Genomic DNA, 22,745 nt, shown 5'->3' on the forward strand with positions numbered 1-22,745 from the left:
TAAAGCCATAACCTCTATCGAACAACATTTCATAATTACAATGCCAATGGATATAGGTATTGTATGTCAAATATATCATATAAAACAAAGCGCTACTGATGTGTTAGCAGTTAGGCTTTGTTGCTCCTCGCTTTGAACGACCTTAGATGATGTGTTACATCATCAGTATGACATGCAATTTTGAGTAAAACAGCGCGTATTGGAAGTTGAGCCAAAGCATTACTGGTTTACCACTGTTTTTTAGTTTCACAAAAAGGTCTAGCGCCTAAACCTAGAACCTTAAATTAACGGGAAGGATTTATGCCCAAGTTACGTTCAGCAACTACCACTCAAGGTAGAAATATGGCGGGAGCTCGCGCGTTATGGCGAGCAACTGGAATGAAAGACTCTGATTTCGGCAAGCCTATTATTGCTATTGCGAACTCATTTACGCAGTTCGTACCTGGGCATGTTCACCTAAAAGATCTCGGCCAATTAGTGGCACGCAGCGTTGAAGAAGCGGGTGGTGTGGCGAAAGAATTCAACACTATCGCAGTGGATGACGGTATCGCCATGGGGCACAGCGGTATGCTGTATAGCTTACCATCTCGAGAAATCATTGCTGATGCAGTGGAATACATGGTGAACGCACATTGCGCCGATGCCATCGTTTGTATTTCTAACTGCGACAAGATTACCCCGGGAATGCTAATGGCGTCTATGCGCTTGAACGTACCGGTCATTTTTGTGTCTGGGGGCCCAATGGAAGCGGGTAAAACCAAGCTTTCAGACCAGCTTATTAAACTAGACTTGGTTGACGCCATGGTAGCGGCTGCTGACGACAAAGTTAGCGATGCTGATACCGACGAAATTGAGCGCTCAGCCTGCCCTACCTGCGGCTCATGTTCAGGGATGTTCACCGCGAACTCCATGAACTGTCTAACCGAAGCGTTAGGTTTATCCTTGCCGGGCAACGGCTCTATGCTGGCTACCCACGCCGACCGTGAAGGTTTATTTAAACAAGCGGGCAAACAAATTGTTGAGCTGTGCAAGCGTTACTACGGCGACGATGATGACAGTGTATTACCACGTAATATCGCCAACTTTAAGGCTTTTGAGAATGCCATGAGCTTGGATATTGCCATGGGTGGGTCGACCAATACCATTTTGCATCTGTTAGCAGCGGCAATGGAAGGCGAAGTGCCGTTTACTATGGCAGACATCGACAGATTGTCTCGCAAAGTGCCTCACCTATGCAAAGTGGCACCTTCAACACCCAAATACCACATGGAAGACGTACACCGAGCGGGTGGCGTTTTGGGTATTTTGAACGAGCTAAATAAGGCTGGCTTGCTGAACACCGATGTTAATCATGTTTTAGGAAAACCGCTTACCGACGTTATCAGCGAGTGGGACATCACTAACCCTGAAAACGAAGACGCTATTACCTTTTATCGCGCGGGTCCTGCGGGTATTCGCACGACAAAAGCATTTAGCCAAGATTGTCGCTGGGACGAAGCCGATGACGACCGCGAAAACGGCTGCATTCGCTCTATCGACCATGCGTTCAGTCAAGAAGGTGGCCTTGCCGTGCTTTACGGTAATGTGGCTGAAGATGGCTGTATTGTAAAAACGGCTGGCGTAGATGAGTCTATTCTTAAGTTCAACGGAACTGCGAGAATCTACGAAAGCCAAGATGATGCGGTAGCAGGTATCTTGGGCGATGAAGTAAAAGCCGGTGATGTGGTCTTCATTCGCTACGAAGGTCCCCGCGGCGGCCCGGGTATGCAAGAAATGCTGTACCCAACGTCTTACTTGAAATCTAAAGGGTTAGGCAAGCACTGCGCTTTGGTAACAGACGGACGCTTTAGTGGCGGTACCAGTGGGTTGTCTATAGGTCACTGCTCACCTGAAGCCGCCAGTGGTGGTGGAATTGGCCTAGTGGAAGATGGCGATAAAATTGAAATAGATATACCCAATAGAAGTATCAATATTGCTATTAGCGATGAAGAACTAGCAGAACGCCGCGCGAAAATGGAAGCCAGTGATAAGCCTTGGAAGCCGAAAGATCGCGTTCGTGAAGTCTCCACATCACTTAAAACCTTTGCGGCGTTAGCAACCAGTGCCGATAAAGGTGCAGTGCGTGATGTGACTAAGCTGGAAAATCTGTAATGGCAGCCGAACACGTTAGCGATCATGAATATTTGAAGAAGATCTTACTTGCCCCTGTTTACGATGTAGCAGTGGCAAGTGAACTTTCCTATATGTCTTTGCTTTCAGCCGAGCTTGGCAATGAAATTTTTCTGAAACGCGAAGATCAGCAGCCGGTAAAAAGCTTTAAGCTGCGCGGTGCCTATAACCGTATTTGCTCACTAAGCGACGAGCAATTGCAAGCTGGCGTAATTGGCGCCTCGGCGGGTAATCATGCGCAAGGCTTAGCGTACAGTGCAAAAATGAAAGGTATTCAGGCGACTATTGTCATGCCTGAAACCACGCCTGATATCAAGGTAGACGCAGTACGACGCTTCGGCGGTGAAAACGTGAATGTGGTATTGCATGGCACCAGCTTTGATCAAGCAAGTAGCCATGCAAAAGCATTATGTGAGACCCACGGTTATACCTTTGTTCCGCCCTTTGACGACCCCGATGTCATTGCAGGGCAAGGTACAGTCGCGCGAGAGTTGCTAGAGCAAAACCCACACCTCGATATCTTATTTATTGCTGTGGGCGGCGGTGGTTTAGCCGCTGGTATTGCGGTTTACTTAAAGCAACTAAAACCAAGCATAAAAATCGTTGCGGTAGAGTCGGAAGAATCGGCCTGTTTCATTAAAGCAAAGGCGCAAGGCGCGCCTACCGAGCTTGAAAGCGTCGGCATTTTTGCTGATGGCGTTGCTGTTAAAGTGATGGGGCAGGAAACTTTCCGTCTGTGTAATCGTTTAATTGATGAAACCATTACGGTTACTAATGATGAAATATGCGGAGCAATTAAGGATATCTTTGATGATACCCGTGTTATTGCAGAGCCTGCGGGCGCATTGTCGGTGGCGGCAATTCGCAAGTACGCTAAGCAACACGACCTCAAAGGTAAGAAGTTAGGCGGCATTCTGTGTGGCGCAAACATCAACTTTCATACCCTTCGCTATGTGTCTGAACGCTGTGAATTAGGTGAGCAGAAAGAAGCGGTCTTTGCGGTTAAAATTCCTGAAAACAAAGGTGCGTTTAAACAGTTTTGCGAGTGCGTTGGGGCAAAAGCAATCACCGAATTCAACTATCGCTATGCCAGTGAGAGCGAAGCACATATTTTCGTGGGCGTTAAGCTTAAAGGCGGGCAGCAAGAGTTTGCTGCCCTGCAAAGCGACCTTGAAAGCAAAGGGTATGACTGCGTTAACTTAACCGATAATGAGTTAGCGAAGCTCCATGTTCGTCACATGGTTGGTGGCCGTCCGCCAACTATTCTCAACGAGCAAGTCTTCAGCTTTGAATTTCCTGAGCGTCCGGGTGCCCTACTGAACTTCTTAAATACGTTAGGTGAACAGTGGAATATTACCCTATTTCACTATCGCAACCATGGCGCAGCAGAAGGTTTGGTATTGGCAGGCTTTGATATCGCACCAGAAAGTAGAGATGACTTTAACCAGCATGTTGCTGAGTTAGGCTATAAGGTTGAAGAAGTAACAGACAATCCCGCCTATCGTTTTTTCCTGTCGCAACCAGCGAAGGTCTAAATAGCGAAACAGGCGAAACGAGCCTATCTCCCGTTTTTGCTTTGTATTGCTTCGCGTTAAGCGCAGGTTTACCGGGGAGCGATACGAAGCGGCACTATCTAGCGTCTATCTATCAATGAAGTATGGGGATTTTCAATGCCTGCCAAGATAGATTGACGCGCAATAAAAAGCCCATGCAGTAGCATGGGCTTTCTCTTTTTACCTAAGCTCCGTAGTGCTGGCAAATTCAGCCAGCTAGCGTCGCCTTAATTCGAAGCGTTTAGTGTAACGTTCTCCAAATGCTGCATCATTTCTGGCCAAATCAGGGCCATAACGTCAGCACGTAAGGCTTCACACTCTTCTGAGTACTTTAAGCTGCCATCTTTTTCAGAGTCCAGCCAGTGGTTTTCTTTCAATGCACTGATAAAGCTAGACAACACATTCTTATCGTAAAACTCTGGTGAGCTTAGCCCGTAGAGAGCAGATAAGCGTTCAGCCACTTGCTTACTTTCGCGCTCAAGTGCACTTCGGCTAATCACTTTTTCTTTATCTAGAATGGTCAATACCACCGCGTAACGCTGAAGCGTTTCCTGCATGCATCGGCTTAACAGCCATGCTGAGTGGAATTGTTTGCAGTGTGCATCTGGCGGCAACAGTTCATCGCCCTCCTGACGCAACAATCCTTTGTTTAGTAGCGCTGTTATAAGCGCATCAGTATGCGCAAGCGCTTCATCTTGGGTAAGGTGCAAGAACAGTTCTTTTTGCAGCAACGGATAAAGCGCCGCAATAAGCTGAAAAATACTGTTCTTCGTGGTGCCTTTCTTCGCGAAGATAGATGCCATAATAAGACCTGGGATCGCGAATAAATGCAAAATGTTGTTGCGATAATAAGTAAGGTATACCGCTGATTTTGGTTGAGGACTGATCAAACGCCCATAATCGTCTTCTTTTACGTCAAAGCGGCCTAATTTCAGCGTATCGCGCAGTAGCTCTTCCGCTGATGAATCTGGAATGGTGGCATCATCGCTGAACGGTACCGCTTTAAACAAGTCCATGAAATCGCCCATTGCTTGTTTTAACTCAGCTTCACTCATGGTCTGTCGTTTAGAAGACAGTAAGCATAACGACGCTAACGCCATACCATTTAATGCCGCTGCGCGATTAATTCGCGTCATGACATTATTGGCCAGTTCGTTAACCGCAGGTGTCAGCCACGCTGGTTTTTTCTCTGGCTCGGCATCGCGACAATCTCGCCAGTTAGGCACATGATTTTCAAGAAACTGGTTAAGCGCAATGGGTTCGCCAAAATTCACGTATCCGTGACCATAATTCTTGAGTTTACGAATAGCCGAGAACACCTGAAGGTTAGATTCTTTTTTCTTCTTAGAGCCTTTGAGTTCGTTCAAATAGCTCTTCACTTCCATCACGTTTTCATAGCCAATATAGACAGGCACGATACTAACTGGACGGTTAACGCCTTTGAGCATGGCTTGAATGGTCATGGCTAGCATGCCCGTTTTCGGTGGGATCAAACGGCCGGTTCGGCTGCGGCCACCTTCGGGATAGTATTTTACCGAATAGCCTTTGTTAAACAGCAGCTCTAGATATTCTCTGAAAACAGCTGTGTAGAGCTTGTTGCCTGCAAAACTGCGGCGTAAGAAAAAAGCACCGCCACGACGGAACATTTTTCCAACCGGCCAAAAGTTCAGATTGATACCTGCAGCGATATGTGGCGTAACCATACCTTCGTGATAAATCACGTAAGTCAATAATAGGTAATCCATGTGACTACGGTGGCACGGTACGTAGATGATTTCATGACCATTAGCCGCCAATTCACGAATGCGATCGGCATGACCTACACTAATACCGTTATAAATTTTGTTCCAGATACGGGTAAGTAGCCTGTCGCCAAAACGAATTAGCCCTTCGCGGTAGTCTGCCGCGATTTCTGTGATGTAGGTTTGGGCAGTCTCTTTCGCTTTTTCATGAGACACCTTCTTGCTTCGTGATTCCTCAGCAATAGCGCGACGCACTGCATCAGAGCCCAACACACTATTATTGAGTTCTTGGCGCTCTAACAGCGTAGGGCCAGTCATGCTTTGGCGCTTTCTTTGAAAGTGAGTGCTTGCTACGCGCACAAGCTTGTGTGCAATACTTTGGTCACTACCATGTTGATTGGACATCGCGCGTGCAGAAACGGCTTTAGAGTAGTTAATAAAGTTGTCGCGGCCCAAAAACAGCACAATGAACAACTTACGAAGCCAACTTGGCGCCGCTTTATCAGCAATGAGATCGCTTAAGCCTGGCTTACCACGACCCGGGGCACGGCCCCACGTCACATAGACAGGAACAACTTGTAAATCTAGGTTTTCATGGTCTCTATGCAAATGAAAGAGGTCAGTAAAAACGTCTTCAATTCCCGTATCTTTAGCCGACGAACGGAAAAGAGGCTGGGTTTTGCGTAAAAATAAGGTCGACGAATACTCTCGCCCCGCTAATGTGAGGGTTTCTGTAGGACTAGGTAAACCTAGCGCTTTAGTCGACATTCTCAGTGCAAGTTGGTCTGTCACTGAGTTGGTGGGAAGTAGATAAACGATAGGTTTACTTTTATCTATTCCTAATTCGGTTTCAACGTTAACTGGAATGCTGTGGGCTTTAACCAGTAACTTAACAGGATAATGAAATACCGACAGAAGGGCTTTTCGCATCCACGACATGAATTATGTAATCCTATGAAATAAAAACGGGTGAAGTGTAACACAAACGCGTCACAATCTCGCGACAAGCCAATTTCATCGCTTCTCATGCTGTAATGACTATCCATAACATGGGAAGTTCAAAAGCGCCCTTCTCCTTTTCTTGTGAGTCACAGCCATTTCTATAATGGGTTCGAATACAGAGAACGTAACATTAGCTGTATTTAATTGCGGTACAGCCGGACTGTTACTACTTTTATAAGGGCAAATGAATATGAGCAAGCAGTAGTGGATGATCAAAGCCGTTTAAAGACAATTGATGACTTTATGCTCAATAGCGAAGTGCCGTTAGATCTAGATGATTTAATGATGGTGCTCGCAGAGGCATACAAGGTGCCGATCGCACTCATTGGCGTCGTCGGAGAGTTTGAAGAAACCTTTAAAGCACACTACGGAACCACTCTTTCTAAAGTCACTCGTGAACATGCGTTTTGTAGTCACGTCGTTGAAGAGCGCAAGCAGGTGGTTGTTAGCAACGCGCAAGAAGATCCACGGTTTATGCATAATCCTCTCGTCACCGGAGAACCTCACATTTGTTTTTACGCAGGAACGCCGATCGAGATAAATGATCAGGTAATCGGTGCCGTATGTTTAATTGATACCGTGCCAAGAGAAATAGACGCAAAACACTTAGAAGTTTTAGACAGAATAGGTGCTTTGGTTAGTCAGCATATTTCGCTTTCAAGAGAACACGAAGCGCTTAAACGCGAGCACGGTCTAATTGAAAAGTCTCCTATTGTGTTGGCAACGTGGCGCTATGATACATCGTTGAGGCTGGTGTATATCTCGAAAAATAGTGAGCGTGTATTGGGAGTTTCACCCCAAGATTTGCTCACTGGAACGGTGGCATTGAGTGAGGTTCTGTCTGAGGAGGCGGAGGGTGATTTTACCTTTGCTATGCAGGCCCACATGGAAGGTGTTGAAACGCACACCTGCCGTCTTCAGATAAAGACGCCAACGCGTACTATTTGGGTGAGCATGATATCAACGGCAAATTTTCGCGAAGACGGCATGTTGTACTCGGTTCAAGCATTTTTGTTTGACACTAGTGACCAAAAGTATGTGGAAGATAAGCTCAACAAAACCAATCAGCGGATGCGTTTATTACTCGAGGCTTCAGAGTTAGGAACATGGGACTGGAACTTGGCCGCCGATGTTAATCAAGTCAACAAGCGCTGGTGCGACATTGTTGGTCTTGAGTATGAATACTATGACAGTGGCTCCCGCTTTTTTAGACAGCTCATTCATCCCGCGGATTACGTCAAAGTTGAAAAGCAGCTCAACATGCATCTAATTGGTAAGAGCAAAGTCTTTAACACCACATTTCGCATGAAACACACTGATGGCTCTTGGGTTTGGGTTGAAAGTTATGGGAAAACCGTTGAGACAGATGCCCAAGGTAAGCCGGTTCGTATAGCAGGTATTCATAGAGATATAACGCAACGAATGGAAAGCGAACTGCATGAGAGAAAGAAAACCCAGCTCCTTCAATTTATCAATAAAACCCGGGCATCATATCTCCAAAACAATGACTTGACGATGGCGTGTCAGTCCGTATTGGCCGAACTCATAGATATCTCAGATAGCCAGTTTGCCTTCGTCGGCCAAATGAAAGGAGACGGTAGCTCATCTAGACTTTTCATTCATGCGATTTCTGAAATTGTTTGGGATAACAGTAGCTTTTCTCAATATGCAGAATACAAAAAACGAAACCTCTACTTTAGTAACTTCGACAACCTTTTTGGAACCTCAATTTTAACGGGAGAAGTTACCATTAGTAATGCGCCAAACAGTCACCCTAATTCCAAAGGTGTTCCGCACGGTCATCCGCGCATTAGCCGATTTTTAGGCCTACCTATAAAAGTGAAAGATAAAGTAGTGGGAATGGTCGGTTTAGCGAATAAGTTTGATACCTATACTGACGAAGATGCTGAGTTTCTACAGCCCTTTTTAGATGCTTTGGCTGGCTTGTTCTACGCAGTAGAGCTTGAGGAAGCCCGAGCCGTTGCTGAAGAGAAGCTTAGGCATTTGGCGATGACTGATTCTTTAACGGGCCTTTATAACCGACGCGCGTTCCTTGACGAGTGCATCTCATTTTCAAAACAACATTGTCGTGGATGTGTTGCTATCGTCGATATTGATCACTTCAAAAAAGTAAACGATACCTACGGTCACGATGCTGGAGATCAGGCGCTTATTGCTGTTGCGAGAAAAATAGCTAAACATAATCAAACGCCAAATGTCGTGGCTCGATTAGGAGGAGAAGAGTTTGCAATAGTCATGATAGGTGACAAGAAAGAAGAGATCCATAGGCAGCTAGAAGCACTGCGTATTGCTGTTGAAGAAGGAAGGGTGACCTACAAGACAGACACGATGAATTTATCGATCAGCATTGGCGCAACATTTGTTAAAGACACCTATGAGGCGGATTTCAGCGCCCTCTTATCGCTTGCTGACAAGGCGCTGTACAGAGCCAAGGAGCAGGGCAGAAACCAAGTCGTATGGGATGAATAATAATAGTACGTGGCTTCGCCTACATTAAATATAAGCGTATACGCTCAAGGCGCTGTTGCTAGATTGATAAAGTTAAGTTATAAAAAACGAATATTTTATTAAACTTAATAATTAGGCTTGTTTTGAGCTTTTAACTAAAAAGCCGACATGCCTTTTAAATCAGGGACGATGTATGAAAACTTCGCGCTTGGGTTTTTCTGGCCTTTTTTCTCTTTTAGCTCTAACTGCGTGTGGTGGTGGAGGTGGCTCTGATTCTTCTCCACCTACAAACCCACCACCTCCACCTGAGCCGACAGCACTAGAAATTTTATCAAATCCTTTAGATTACTCAGAGTCACGACTAAACTCGGCGGCAACCACCTATGCTGATGCGAACTACAGTGGAGAAACGAAAGTCTCTACTGTGGATATCAGCGCAGTACAAGAGGTTTACATCACGCTCTTTGGTGACAATACAAGTGGCTCACCCTATGTAGATCAATATGATATCTACACCTTCCTAGATGAGAACGGCAACGTTGAAGGTACGACCGAGTGCTATGAATCAGGATCAGTAACATACTCAGGTAAGCTTGATGAAGACACGGGTAAAGGAACGATTACTGTAGACTATGATCAGTGCATTCAATATTACGACTCCACTCGGTATGACGGACAATTTTCGCTAGTTATTACTGACGCAGGTGAAAACAGCTCCGAAGTAACGTCTTATTTCACTACTTTGTCTATGCTAGACGGTGGCGTGCGCACAACATTAAAAGGCTACTTAAGTGTTGATTTTCGCTACCGCCCACAAACAGGTACGTTTTATGAAGAGACGAGGCAGTATCTTACTGTCACGCACAATGGTGAAACTTACAAGGTCAGTGGCACATCAGCAGAAGGGGTGACAAACAATACCTTCGTGTCTGAACTTAATGGTTCAATCTACATTGCGTCTAAAGGCAAATTGGACTTTGCATATTCTTCTGATCAGGGCGACCTTCCCTATTCGTCATCTGGCTCGCTGGTCGTAAAAGGAGATAAAACGGCTGGAATTGACGTTATTGATGGCGCAGTTCGCTATGGCGAAGATAACAACGGCGATGATATTTACGATGTAGGTGTATACTTTAATAATCTAACAGCGTTTGCCAGCGGAAATCATACTGGCCTTGCGCTTTCAGATATCGATGCGATATCCGTACCTCCTGTAGTGAATCAGCCTTATTACTATGCTTATGAGACTGTCTATACCACAGATGAAGTCACCGTTGAGCCTGGCTACTATCATGATTCAGATACTCCCGACTCAGAGCTGGTGATTTCGTTTCGCTGGTATGTAAATGGTGTAGTCCTTGACGATGTTAATGGTACCACGCTGCCACCTTACAGCGCAGTCTTCGGTGATGAAGTTAAAGTTACCATGGTGGTGTCAGACGGTATTAACGTTGTTGAATCCCAGCCTACTTTCGTTGAGATCGGCAATTCTCCTATGACGCTCACTGCATCGAATATGCCTGAAGTTGTAACTGCGGGCGGATACGTAGAGTTTACCGTATCGATGAGTGACCCAGACAGAGTTGACGATGACGTCGCGGGAGAGCTTATTTCAGCGCCTCCTGGTGCTTCGTTAAATGCGGAAGGTCTGATGACCTGGAATGTACCTGCGAATCAACTTTTCAACGCTCAAACTTATATGTTTAGTTTCGCTAGCTTAGACGGAACTGAATCCCAACAAACGCTCGAAATCACTTCTTATGCGGACAAGGCCCCGGCTTATGCTCGTACTACTGTGATGACACCAATTCATAATCATGGCTTTGCTATTGCTTCGACCAATGGTGTAAGTGAACTTATCACGGTAAATGCTCGCAACGTGGGCGCATTTTCGCTAGAAGGCAATACGCTTAAAAATACCTATGTGTATCCGTATAAACTGCCAACTAAAGGCGAAATTAGAAGCGTGCATACCCAAGATGTTGATGGTGACAATAATGATGAAATCTACCTTCTTACTCAACAGGGATTGTCTGTAATAAAAGACCGCGAAAGTAACGCAGAAGCGGTGTTTATTATTGAAGATAGTATTATTTCTGGCTTATTTTATGACATCAATGGTGACGGGGTTGATGAAGTTGCTTATTTATATGGGAGCGAATATTACAATGCGACTTCTATTGCCATTGTAGATGTTCGCACAGGTGAGCAGTTGCAACAGTACGATATTGACGGCGTCAATAACCTTGCTTTTGGTAACGTAGATGATGACGCATCGATAGAAATGGTAACGAACAATGGTTATGTATTTGATATCGAAAGCGGTGCCAACCAATGGCTATACGGTAGCGGGTTCAGCGACGCATTTGTTGTGCTGGGTGATATGAATAACGATGGTGTAGATGAAATCATCGGTGCCGATAGTTGGAATGATATCTCAATCTACTCAGCAGTATCGAAAAGCAGTTTGGCAACGGCGGAACATGGTGACATTTGTGATATCGCCTATAGTAAAGAAAGCCCAGCTACAGAAGGAATAGTGGTTGTCTCCGAGTGTCAGTGGGGACAAGTTAGAGGTTTTGCATTAGAAGCGGGACAAATCTCTGAGCAGTGGGCTCTTAACCACAACACTTACAGTGGCATGTCACTTCTCATTGACGATTTAGACAATGACAATGTGGATGACATTATTTGGACTGGTGAGAATCAAATTTTAGTAGCGCAACAAGATGCCAACGGTGAATATGCCTTGTCAGATATAAAAGGTGCGCCGCGCGCGAGTAGATATCATGCCGCGGGTTGGGCACCTTATGGCGATAATGATGAAAGAGCCGTCTTTGTTAGCGATACAAGTAGTTACGAATCATCTATTCAGATTTTATCGGTAGATAAAGAGGATAACTTTGCGATAAGTGCTGAGGTTGGCGAAGATGTCTATAACTATAGCAAACCGGTCGTTACAGACTACAACAATGACGGTGTGGGTGAGTTACTAATAGGGGCACTGGATTATAGTTCGTCGTTTAATGTCGTGAGACTTACAGATAACGCTATTCAGTGGACACTGAACAATAATCAGAATAGTGAAATTTCGTTTATTGAAGCCATTGACGTAAATAACGATAGTTACGCCGATGCAGTTATTATTGAGAACAATCGACTTAAAGCGTTTGATATCGAGAATCAGGTGCTTATCGACTCAATCATTAACGATTTTTCAATTAATGCGCTTGCTGCCTCTGAAAAAGACGGTGTGCATTATTTTGCTGTTGGGGGCTATAGTTCGCTCAAGCTCTATAAAATGCAGGATGGTGAATTTGTTGGATTGAATGAATTGGAAACCAATTGTGACCAATTGCTCACGGTAAATTTTGATAGTGATAGCGAACTTGAATTTGCGTGTTTAAATAGAAACTACAACACCATCAATGTTTATGACGTGGCGAGCGATGCATTAGAACTCAAAGACGCTATAGCACCGTCATTCTACCCTCAGTATATAGCGGCTGTTCCAACGACGTCGTCTAATCAGTCGATTCTCGCTATCTACCAGCCTAACGAGAATGACTATTCGTACAATTATTATGACAGCATCGCATATCGCGTGGTTGAGGTTGATAATAAAGGCAATGTGGTGTGGCAAAGCCCTGGACTTGGGCTCGATAATGTTGAAGGCATGCGCACACGTCAAAATAGTGATGGGGAGCTGGAGTTACAAATTAGTAACCCGAACATGGCTCTTCTCGTAAAATAAGAGGAAAGCACTTGTCGTAGGCTATTGCAGATCGCAAAAGACGCGGCAAGTGCTTGTTATTTAGTTTTAGGTGTATATACTTACAGGAACTGTATGAACAGACAGGTCTTTTATGCGCCCACTCACAGCTCGACAAACCGAAGTTTTAGAACTTATTAAAACAACCATGTTAGAAACGGGAATGCCGCCTACTCGTGCGGAAATAGCCCGTCAGCTTGGCTTTCGTTCTGCTAATGCAGCAGAGGAACATTTGAAAGCATTGGCGCGTAAAGGCGTGATTGAAATTTTGCCTGGTACGTCTCGTGGCATTAAGCTCAATATCCCTCTTGATAACGACGCACAAGAAGAAGAAGGCCTACCGTTAATTGGGCGTGTTGCAGCTGGTGAGCCGATCTTGGCGCAAGAGCATGTTGAATCGCACTACAAAGTCGATCCTGCACTGTTTCAACCCCATGCCGACTTTTTGCTACGCGTCAACGGTATGAGCATGAAAGACATTGGTATTTTAGACGGTGACCTTCTCGCTGTTCATCGCACCACTGATGTACACAACGGTCAGGTGGTTGTGGCGCGTGTAGATGAAGACGTCACCGTAAAGCGTCTAGAGAAACGCGGGCGTGAAGTATTGCTTCATGCTGAGAATGATGAGTTTGCACCAATAAAAGTTGATTTGGCGACTGAACATTTTGCGATAGAAGGTATTGCGGTGGGTGTGATCAGAAACGCTGACTGGATGTAGTATTTTAGCTTGTTTGTATAAAAGCGGCGCGTTAGCCGCTTTTTTTATGTCTTTTGTTCCTGTTTTTTTCTTCAATCTGCCAACTTAGGTTTTATCCTGCCCAGCAAACCTGTTGGTTTTCTGCGCGCTTATTTTTATCATTACTCTCGTTATTCTTTCTATGAATGCTTCAAGTATTTTCCATTTTTTATTTTGAATTTTGTTTGAAATCGACATTGAGTAATCGATTACTTATTGATTTCTTAACTAGTTAGTCGAGCATTTACTTTAACCCCGTGTTCAAAATGCCTGTTTGATTCCAAGGGCATCCCACAGCAATGGCTTTCTCTTTTTGCACGTGAAATCCCCCGCGACCATTTTAGTAAATGATTAAAAATTAACCACTTCGTTAAATTTTTAATAGAAAAGACTAGACGGCACGACATTATTGCGCAATTCTTATACAGAGATTAACAAAAAAATAACAATGACTCTAAATTTGTTTTACAAGTTGAGGTTACGGGTCAATCGTTCGCAAACCATTTGGTAGGGCATCGCGCAAATTAATCAGCGTCTTTGACCACGCCATTACGGAGGTGCTGAGTGAAACAACTAACGACCGTTTTCGCAAAATGGTGTTCTAGTATACCAATTTTGCTTTTTTCCCCTTTGCTTTTTGCGCAAGAAGCAAGCGAAGAAGCCTCTTCGCTTAATTTGAGACGCGGTGCTACCGACATCAGTGGGCAGGTATACGACCTCCATATGTTGATGTTCTTCATTTGTGTTGGTATCGCGGTTGTAGTTTTTGGCGTGATGTTCGCCTCAATGTATCTACATAGAAAGTCCCGTGGTGCCAAGCCAGCTAATTTTCACGAAAACGTGAAGGTCGAAATTGCTTGGACCGTTATTCCTTTCCTTATTCTTATTTTCATGGCGGTACCCGCAGCGAATACTCTAATTGCTATGGAAGACACGTCTGAGCCTGACATGACGGTGTTAGTAACAGGCTCTCAATGGAAATGGCATTACAAGTACATGGATAGCGATGTAGAGTTTTATTCTTTACTCGCCACTCAGCGCGAGCAAATAGAAAACAAATTTCAGAAAACAGATAACTACCTGCTGGAAGTTGACCGTCCCTTGGTTATTCCTACTGGGAAAAAAGTACGCTTTCTTATTACCTCTGACGACGTTATCCACTCTTGGTGGGTTCCTGACTTTGCCGTGAAAAAAGATGCCAACCCCGGCTTTATTAACGAGTCTTGGGCCAAGGTGAATGAGCCTGGTATTTATCGCGGACAGTGCGCAGAGCTTTGTGGTAAAGACCATGGCTATATGCCGGTTGTGGTAATTGCTAAAGAACCCGCCGAGTTTGAAAAGTGGATGGGCGAACAAGAAGAGATTGTTCGTAAAGCAAAAGAAGAAGAGCAGCGTCTACTTTCTATGAATATGTCTATGGATGAACTGATGAAAGAGGGCGAGCGAGTATACAACGCAACGTGCGCTGCTTGCCATATGCCAAATGGTGAAGGTTTACCTGGCGTGTTCCCGGCATTAAAAGGCAGCAAGATGGCACTAGAAGATCAGCAAGGTCACATTGACATCGTGCTGCATGGAAAGTCAGGAACAGCCATGCAAGCGTTTGGAAAAATGCTAAGTCTTAAGGAAATTGCCGCCGTAGTCACTTACGAGCGAAATGCCTGGGGCAATAAAACTGGCGATATGGTTCAAGCCAAAGATGTCAACGCAGTGGCAAACGGAAACTAGGAGCAGACAATGAGCAAAGCAACTGAAGTTATTTCGCCAGATACCTCTGCGCCTCATGACGGTCACCTACATGATGACCATGAACACCACGATCATATTCCTAAAGGGATAACGCGTTGGTTGTTTACCACTAACCACAAAGACATAGGCACACTGTATCTGTGGTTTGCCTTTATTATGTTTTTAGTTGGTGGTGCGATGGCCATGGTGATCCGCGCTGAACTATTCCAACCCGGTCTACAAATTGTAGAGCCAAACTTCTTTAACCAAATGACTACGGTACACGGGCTTATCATGGTATTTGGTGCAGTAATGCCAGCCTTTACTGGGCTCGCAAACTGGCTTATTCCCATGATGATCGGCGCCCCTGACATGGCGTTACCGCGCATGAATAACTGGAGCTTCTGGATTTTACCAGGTGCCTTTCTCATTCTATTGAGCTCGCTCTTTATGGAAGGCGGCGGCCCTGCTTTTGGATGGACTTTCTACGCGCCCCTTTCAACGACTTACAGTGGCGATTCGACAGCGTTGTTTGTGTTCTCTGTTCACATCATGGGTATTTCATCCATTATGGGTGCGATTAACGTGATTGTGACCATCTTTAATATGCGTGCGCCAGGCATGACCTGGATGAAAATGCCGCTGTTTGTATGGACGTGGCTTATCACGGCATTCTTGCTGATTGCGGTAATGCCAGTGCTCGCCGGTGCGGTTACCATGGTGTTAACTGATAAGTTCTTTGGCACGAGCTTTTTTGATGCTGCTGGTGGCGGCGACCCGGTTATGTTCCAGCATATTTTCTGGTTCTTCGGGCACCCTGAAGTGTACATTATGATCTTGCCCGCTTTCGGCATTATCTCGCAAATTGTTCCTACCTTCTCTCGAAAGCAGCTGTTTGGATACGCGTCTATGGTGTACGCCACGGCGTCGATTGCACTGCTCTCTTTTGTTGTATGGGCTCACCATATGTTCACCACGGGCATGCCGGTGTACATGGAAATGTTTTTCATGTTTGCCACCATGCTTATCTCGGTGCCTACTGGCGTGAAAGTGTTTAACTGGGTAGCGACCATGTGGCGCGGCTCACTGAGCTTCGAAATGCCAATGATGTTCGCTATTGCCTTTATTGTGCTGTTCACCATTGGTGGGTTGTCAGGGCTAATGTTGGCGATCACGCCCGTGGACTTCCAATATCACGACACTTACTTCGTTGTAGCCCATTTCCACTATGTACTGGTAACTGGCGCGGTCTTTTCCATCATGGCTGCGGTGTATTACTGGTTGCCTAAATGGACGGGAAAAATGTATGACACAACCTTAGCTAAATGGCATTTCTGGTGCTCATTGGTATCGGTCAATGTGTTGTTCTTCCCTATGCACTTTGTGGGTTTGGCTGGTATGCCACGCCGTATTCCTGACTATGCATTGCAGTTCGCTGATTTTAATAAATGGATAAGCCTGGGTGGTTTTGCATTCGGTTTATCTCAGCTCATCTTTCTTGCCCTGCTTATCAAGGCATGCAAAAAGCAAGGTGAGCCGGTATCAGCGCAAGTTTGGGACGGCGCAGAAGGATTGGAATGGGAAATTCCATCACCTGCACCTTATCACACGTTTGAAACACCACCTGTCGTTAAGTAACGGTAGGTGGAGTTGTGAATAGGTCATTCCTTTCAACCGGCAAAAGCCGATGGGAATGACATTCACACATTGCAGGTGGTGAGGGAGATAAACGACTAAGCAAGCGTTTACCAACCTTCATCTATGGATTTACCCGGAGGTCACGTGATGTCACAGCAAAGCGCAAACAACAAGATGGTTATTAAACTTGTTGCTATTGTCATTGGCATGTTTGGCTTCGGCTTTGCCCTTGTTCCCTTGTACGACGTATTTTGCGACGTTACGGGAATTAACGGAAAAACCGAAGGCACGGCTGCGGTTTATCAATCGGTTGAGATTGATGAATCGCGAGAAGTGACCGTCGAGTTTATTACTCGCACAAATACCGGTATGCCGTGGGAGTTTCGTGCTGAAACCAAGCGCGTGAAAGTGCACCCTGGCGAACTTAATACGGTGTCGTTTTATGTGAGAAACCCTGCATCAAGTAATATCGTAGCTCAGGCCATTCCCTCTGTATCCCCCGGAACGGCAGCACTGTACCTGAACAAGACTGAATGCTTCTGCTTCAATCAGCAGCCATTGGATGCGGGTAGTGAAGCCTATATGCCCATGCAGTTTTATGTAGACCCTCAGCTACCTGAAGAAATTACGTTTTTTACCTTGCAGTACACACTCTATGACGTCACAGCGCGAGCCAGTGACCTAACGACAACACCGAATCCCTTTATGGCTTCAACACCATCAAATGGCGAATAGGCCGAAGGGGTAAGGAGAAGAAAATGCAACCCGAAGTACAGAATCACGAATACCAAAAATATTATGTACCCGCACAAAGTCCATGGCCCATCGTAGGGGCCGTTGCTCTATTTCTTATCGCCGTAGGTGCGGGCAATTATGTGGTGCAAGCAACCAAAGGTGAAACAGGCTATGGCGGTCATATCCTTTTAGCGGGGATAGCAGTATTGCTCGTTATGCTTGTAGGTTGGTTTAAAAATCAAATAGACGAATCTATGGCAGGGCTTTACAGCGATCAGCTGGGGCGTTCATATCGACAAGGTATGAGCTGGTTTATCTTTTCAGAGGTGATGTTTTTCGCTGCGTTTTTCGGCGCCCTCTACTACGCGAGATTTATTTCCGTTCCGTGGCTGGGCGGCGCATCGAACAACGCTATGACCAATGAGGTCTTATGGCCGACCTTTGAGGCCATGTGGCCGCTGGTGTCAACGCCAGGCGGCACTACCACACAGGAAATGAGTGCTGCGGGTTTGCCCACAATCAACACGGTTATCTTGCTTATATCATCTATTACACTGCACTTCGCTCATGTGGGACTAGAGCAAAACAAACGCAAACAGCTAACCCTAATGCTGGGTATCACTATCTTACTTGGATGTGGGTTCTTGTTCCTACAGGTAGAAGAGTACATACATGCGTATCGCGACTTGGGGCTTACACTTCAGTCAGGCATTTACGGCAACACCTTCTTTATGCTCACAGGGTTTCACGGCATGCATGTGACCCTTGGCACCATCATTCTAATTGTATTGTTTTTTAGGGTCTTGAAAGGCCATTTCACGCCTGAAAACCACTTCGCGTTTCAGGCGGGGAGCTGGTACTGGCACTTTGTAGATGTAGTGTGGGTCATGCTCTACATCTTTGTTTACGTACTTTAAAAGGGAGCCCCAAACTCAGTAAGGCCTTGGGTTTGGGGTAATTAAACCGGTACCAATAGCGATAAGAATAATAATAACAATGACGGCAGAAGTGAGCACGCGTCGACCAATGTACTTACTCATAGGCCCTTTTGATGCTTCATTTTTCATCATGATTCGCATCGCCATGAACAAATTCACAATCATGTACAGCACCAACGCAACAAGGACTATTTTTATCAACATATTCACCTCTGTTTTTATTCTAATTTTGCATGGTGCGAAATAATCATGTTTTCTCGCACTCGCCACGTTATTCCTTGGTTACTCACGGGCTTTAGTGTGGCGATTATGTGCGGTTTAGGGTACTGGCAACTTGATCGCATGGTCCAAAAGCAACAACGCTTAGCTAGCATAGCGCAAAAGCAAAGTAATGGAACCTTGAGTTTAGAAGAGGCGTTGTCTCATGATGATCCTCGGGATATTACCGTATCGTTCAGCGGCGCAATAGACGCTAACCATGTGTTGCTATTAGATAATCAGATTCACAATCAGCGGGTGGGTTTCGATGTCATCGTACCGGTAAATACCAATGTCGGGTGGCTCTTGGTTAACTTTGGCTGGGTGCCTGCGCCAGACTTAACGCGCACGCTACCGGAAATAAGTTTTACAAGCCAAACGCGCGAATTAATCGGCGTGCTTAGCGTGCCGGGTAACAACCCCTTAGTGAAAGAAACCAACATGGCTTTGTCGCAAAGCCCCGCGCTGGTACAACACATAGAATTCCCTGCACTAAGCAACGCCTTAGAGCGCAAACTTTTACCCTTTATTCTTCACCTTACCACGCCTGACCCCGCGTTTATTCGTGAATATCAGGCCGTCGTAATGTCTCCTGAAAAGCACCTTGGCTATGCAGTTCAATGGTTTGGTTTAGCCATTGCCGCTGCAGCCATTGGCGGCTTTGCAATTAGTAAGAAAGGACGTAGTTATGAGTAATGCTGCTTCGAAAAAAACATTAATTATTATGGTAGCCGTGTTTGTTTTACCTGTTGTTTTGGCAAAGCTCGCACTTGATAACGATTGGTTTACTAAAGGCGCGACAAATAAAGGTCAGCTGCTCGCGCCGACCATCGACATGAGTGCGCTTTTAGAAAACGCGGAACCTAAATGGCGTTTGTTGTATGTGATGCCAAGTAAATGTGACGCAGTGTGCGAGAACGCACTTTTTAGCATTAACCAAGTGTGGCTTGCACTAGGTAAAGAATCGGACCGTGCCCAAGCAGTGGTCGTTACTACCGCTTCAAGCGACCAAACTGCGATAGCCGCGCTAGAAGACTACCCTTTTGTCGAAACCTTACCCGTTACTACACCAACGGCGCTTGCCTCTAGCAGTGTTTATATTGTTGATACGCAAAATAACGCCATGCTCTTTTACGACATTAAAGACGATAGAAAAGACGCCGTGATGGAAAGCCGCAACATGCTGGCAGATATGAGAAAGCTCCTAAAATTATCGCGTATAGGATAATGGCCATGAAAAAATTAACCCTATTCAGTATTTTTTTGGCGGCGGTCGTTATTATTCTCGGTGCGTATACGCGCTTGACCGACGCGGGGCTAGGATGCCCCGACTGGCCTGGATGCTACGGTAATTTAACCGTGCCTTTGAGTGAGGAAAAAGTGGCACAAGCCAACGCCGCTTTTCCCGAACGTCCAGTTGAGGCGTTTAAGGCGTGGAATGAAATGATTCACCGCTATTTTGCAGGAACGCTGGGGCTGTGTGTACTGGCTATTGCCATTATTGCTATTCAGCAGCGCGACAAAGGCACGCCCGTTAAATTACCTCTGTTACTGCTGGGGCTTATTATCTTCCAGGCAGCACTTGGTATGTGGACCGTGACGCTCAATCTGCTTCCCGTCGTAGTTATGGGGCATTTGCTGGGGGGCTTCTCTGTACTCTCTTGCCTGTTTATTCTCTACCTCCGCTTGCGCAACACCGCAGGCGATGCATCGAAAACTAAACAAGCGCCCATAGCGTCAGCTATGCATGATCAGGATATTACCGACTTACCTCAAGCCAAAGTCTTTCAGCGAAACCTTAAACTTTTCGCCTTCATTGGGCTTGGCGTGCTTGTTACCCAGATTGCTCTTGGTGGATGGACTTCTGCCAATTATGCTGCGTTGGCCTGTACGGAAATGCCGGTCTGTGAAAGCGGTTGGCAGGAAAGAATTGATTTGGCAGGTGCATTCAGTGTGCCTGATGCAGACAACTATGAGTTTGGTGCTCACGATTACGGCGAACGAGTTACCATGCACATAGTGCATAGGTTCGGCGCGGTCATCACGTTTTTATACTTACTAGCACTAGGTATAAGTGTGTTGGTAAGCCGCTACACCACAAGTAAACAAAAATATGTGGGTGCGTTTATGTTGGTAGCATTGTGCACGCAAGTGGCATTAGGACTTAGTAACATTATCTTTATGCTGCCGCTGGCTGTCGCTGTAATGCATAACGCGGTCGCAGCCGTGTTACTTCTCTCCCTACTCAACCTCATTTTTACCGTATTCTTGGCACTAGAAAACGATAACGTCTTCGGTACAGAAAAACGAAATACAGGCTCATTCTCAGGTTCGAAACCACTGCAGGGTGCAGGTGCATTTAGCATCCACGAAGCGCCTTTGCACGACCCTTTAAACGCGTCAACGTCTTCTCATATTCTCCCTAAAGCTCCAGGAGGTTTCCATGGCTAAATCGGTCTCTTTACATGCGCGTACTTCACGTCAGCACAATGTAGTCACGTGGCGAGATTACTATGAAATGACGAAGCCTAATGTCGTCATGTTGTTGCTGTTAACCGCGTTAGTAGGCATGTGTTTAGCTACGCCTTCGTGGGTAAACGCAACCGTACTTATCTGTGGCTTATTGGGTATTGGTATGTTGTCTGCGTCTGCTGCCGTTATTAATCACGTTGTCGACCATAAGATAGATAGTGTGATGGCGCGTACTTTTAATCGCCCCGTCGCAAAAGGCAAGGTTAGCGTAAACAACGCGCTGTGGTTTGCAGGCGTTTTAGGTGTGGTTGGATTTGTAGTGTTAGCTCTTTTTGTGAATATGCTAACCGCGTGGTTAACCTTAGCAAGTCTAGTAGGCTACGCGTTTATCTACACGATGTATTTAAAGCGAGCGACACCGCAAAACATCGTGATTGGCGGTTTAGCTGGGGCTGCTCCACCGCTTCTAGGTTGGACCGCGGTTACAGGGGAAATACATGCCCATGCCCTGCTTTTAGTGCTGATTATCTTTACCTGGACGCCGCCGCATTTTTGGGCGCTCGCTATTCATAGAGAAAAAGATTACGCCAAAGCGAAGGTGCCCATGCTGCCGGTAACCCACGGTGTGTCATTTACGAAAACGTCAGTGTTGCTGTATACAGTATTGTTGGGGCTTGTATGTTTGCTGCCCTACCTTACAGGCATGAGCGATCTCATTTATTTGATTGGCTCAAGTGTGCTTAACATTGGGTTTTTATACTATGCATTAAAGTTAAAATTCGATGCAGAGCCACAAACTGCAATGAAAACTTTTAGGTTTTCAATTATTCATCTCATGGTATTGTTTGTCGTATTACTCTTAGATCACTACATACCACTGAGTTTATGAATCAACGAACTACCGTCGGCCTTGTTGCATTTTTAGCGCTATGTGCAGGCATCGTAGGGGCGCTGTATATCGCGCCCCCAAATGTTGAAAGTCAGCCTGAATACTTTCAGACTTACCCAGAGCCGAGAGCATTATCACCGTTTTCACTTACATCTCATGAAGGTGAAGTGTTTGATAATTCGTCGCTTGAAGGACAGTGGAGCTTAGTATTTGTGGGCTATACCTTCTGCCCCGATATTTGCCCAACTACCATGGCTGAACTGAACGGCATATATCCTGAACTAAAAGCATTAAATAGTGTCGAACCTATTCGAATTGTTTTTGTATCCGTTGATCCAAATCGCGATTCAATTGAAAGACTTTCAGAGTATGTGAGCTATTTTAATGAGGAGTTCATTGCCGTAACTGGAGAGCACAAGGCGCTATTCCCGTTTGTACGTAATTTAGGAATGATGTATGCCATTGCTGAAAGTACCGATAACCCCAACTATTTAGTTGATCACAGTGCATCTGTCGTACTTGTCGACCCTGAAGCTAGGGTGATAGGAAGATTCAAACCAAAAAGAGAGCCAGGAAAGCTATCGATAAGTGATTCCCAGCAAATATTGGCTGATATGCCAATAATAATCTCGAAGCAGTAA

The 22,745-nt window shown here is 45.5% G+C and carries 16 protein-coding genes; 14 read left to right on the forward strand and 2 right to left on the reverse strand.

Going from position 1 to position 22,745, the window contains the following annotated elements; genetic code table 11:
• The first annotated feature begins 300 nt into the window (after nt 1-300).
• Both ilvD and ilvA read left to right on the forward strand, forming a co-directional pair.
• Nucleotides 301-2,151, forward strand: a complete 1,851-nt coding sequence (gene ilvD / locus MHN00_RS08415) for a dihydroxy-acid dehydratase (protein ID WP_014977810.1) — start codon at nt 301-303, stop codon at nt 2,149-2,151.
• A complete protein-coding gene (gene ilvA, locus MHN00_RS08420) occupies nt 2,151-3,704 on the forward strand; it encodes a threonine ammonia-lyase, biosynthetic (protein ID WP_014977809.1) in 1,554 nt (517 codons plus the stop codon). Before ilvD ends, ilvA begins: the two co-directional genes overlap by 1 nt.
• Nucleotides 3,705-3,949: 245 nt before the next feature.
• Here the strand turns inward: ilvA and plsB are convergent, their stop codons facing one another.
• A complete protein-coding gene (gene plsB / locus MHN00_RS08425; RefSeq protein WP_014951390.1) occupies nt 3,950-6,403 on the reverse strand; it encodes a glycerol-3-phosphate 1-O-acyltransferase PlsB in 2,454 nt (817 codons plus the stop codon).
• Between the two features lie 267 nt (nt 6,404-6,670).
• Here plsB and MHN00_RS08430 point away from each other — a divergent pair, with 267 nt between their 5' ends.
• The 7 genes from MHN00_RS08430 (at nt 6,671) to MHN00_RS08460 (ending at nt 18,464) form a co-directional block, all read left to right on the forward strand.
• Nucleotides 6,671-8,956, forward strand: a complete 2,286-nt coding sequence (locus tag MHN00_RS08430) for a diguanylate cyclase (protein ID WP_239300909.1) — start codon at nt 6,671-6,673, stop codon at nt 8,954-8,956.
• 172 nt (nt 8,957-9,128) lie between these two features.
• Nucleotides 9,129-12,689, forward strand: a complete 3,561-nt coding sequence (locus tag MHN00_RS08435; RefSeq protein ID WP_239300910.1) for a hypothetical protein — start codon at nt 9,129-9,131, stop codon at nt 12,687-12,689.
• Nucleotides 12,690-12,801: 112 nt separating this feature from the next.
• On the forward strand, nt 12,802-13,428 hold the full coding sequence (gene lexA / locus MHN00_RS08440) for a transcriptional repressor LexA (RefSeq protein WP_014951387.1): 627 nt from the start codon (nt 12,802-12,804) through the stop codon (nt 13,426-13,428).
• A 582-nt stretch (nt 13,429-14,010) separates the two neighbouring features.
• Nucleotides 14,011-15,174, forward strand: coding sequence for a cytochrome c oxidase subunit II (coxB, locus tag MHN00_RS08445; protein ID WP_014951386.1), 1,164 nt, complete (start codon nt 14,011-14,013; stop codon nt 15,172-15,174).
• A gap of 9 nt (nt 15,175-15,183) precedes the next feature.
• Nucleotides 15,184-16,812: a cytochrome c oxidase subunit I gene (gene ctaD / locus MHN00_RS08450; RefSeq protein WP_039228778.1), complete on the forward strand. Its 1,629-nt coding sequence runs from the start codon at nt 15,184-15,186 to the stop codon at nt 16,810-16,812.
• Nucleotides 16,813-16,959: 147 nt separating this feature from the next.
• The gene (locus MHN00_RS08455; RefSeq protein WP_014951384.1) at nt 16,960-17,547 is read left to right on the forward strand and encodes a cytochrome c oxidase assembly protein; all 588 of its coding nucleotides are present in this window, start codon (nt 16,960-16,962) and stop codon (nt 17,545-17,547) included.
• A gap of 23 nt (nt 17,548-17,570) precedes the next feature.
• On the forward strand, nt 17,571-18,464 hold the full coding sequence (locus tag MHN00_RS08460) for a cytochrome c oxidase subunit 3 (protein ID WP_014951383.1): 894 nt from the start codon (nt 17,571-17,573) through the stop codon (nt 18,462-18,464).
• A gap of 15 nt (nt 18,465-18,479) precedes the next feature.
• On the opposite strand, the gene MHN00_RS08465 is transcribed toward MHN00_RS08460, so the two are convergent.
• Entirely contained in the window at nt 18,480-18,689 is a 210-nt protein-coding gene (locus tag MHN00_RS08465) for a DUF2909 domain-containing protein (protein ID WP_239300911.1), read from the reverse strand.
• 45 nt (nt 18,690-18,734) lie between these two features.
• Between MHN00_RS08465 and MHN00_RS08470 the strand changes: the two genes are divergently transcribed.
• The 5 genes from MHN00_RS08470 to MHN00_RS08490 are packed head-to-tail and all read left to right on the forward strand — an operon-like array spanning nt 18,735 to nt 22,745.
• Nucleotides 18,735-19,439 carry an SURF1 family protein gene (locus MHN00_RS08470; RefSeq protein ID WP_239300912.1) on the forward strand — a complete coding sequence of 235 codons (705 nt, stop codon included), beginning with the start codon at nt 18,735-18,737 and terminating at the stop codon, nt 19,437-19,439.
• Nucleotides 19,432-19,971 (forward strand): hypothetical protein, encoded by a 540-nt coding sequence (locus MHN00_RS08475; protein ID WP_014951380.1) that lies wholly within the window; start codon nt 19,432-19,434, stop codon nt 19,969-19,971. The genes MHN00_RS08470 and MHN00_RS08475 overlap by 8 nt, the downstream gene beginning before the upstream one ends.
• A gap of 5 nt (nt 19,972-19,976) precedes the next feature.
• Nucleotides 19,977-21,194, forward strand: coding sequence for a COX15/CtaA family protein (locus MHN00_RS08480; protein ID WP_239300913.1), 1,218 nt, complete (start codon nt 19,977-19,979; stop codon nt 21,192-21,194).
• The gene (cyoE, locus tag MHN00_RS08485; protein ID WP_014980735.1) at nt 21,187-22,104 is read left to right on the forward strand and encodes a heme o synthase; all 918 of its coding nucleotides are present in this window, start codon (nt 21,187-21,189) and stop codon (nt 22,102-22,104) included. The genes MHN00_RS08480 and cyoE overlap by 8 nt, the downstream gene beginning before the upstream one ends.
• Nucleotides 22,101-22,745, forward strand: a complete 645-nt coding sequence (locus MHN00_RS08490; RefSeq protein ID WP_014977801.1) for an SCO family protein — start codon at nt 22,101-22,103, stop codon at nt 22,743-22,745. The genes cyoE and MHN00_RS08490 overlap by 4 nt, the downstream gene beginning before the upstream one ends.

This window comes from Alteromonas sp. Cnat2-8, assembly GCF_022348355.1.
Classification (GTDB): Bacteria; Pseudomonadota; Gammaproteobacteria; order Enterobacterales; family Alteromonadaceae; genus Alteromonas; species Alteromonas macleodii.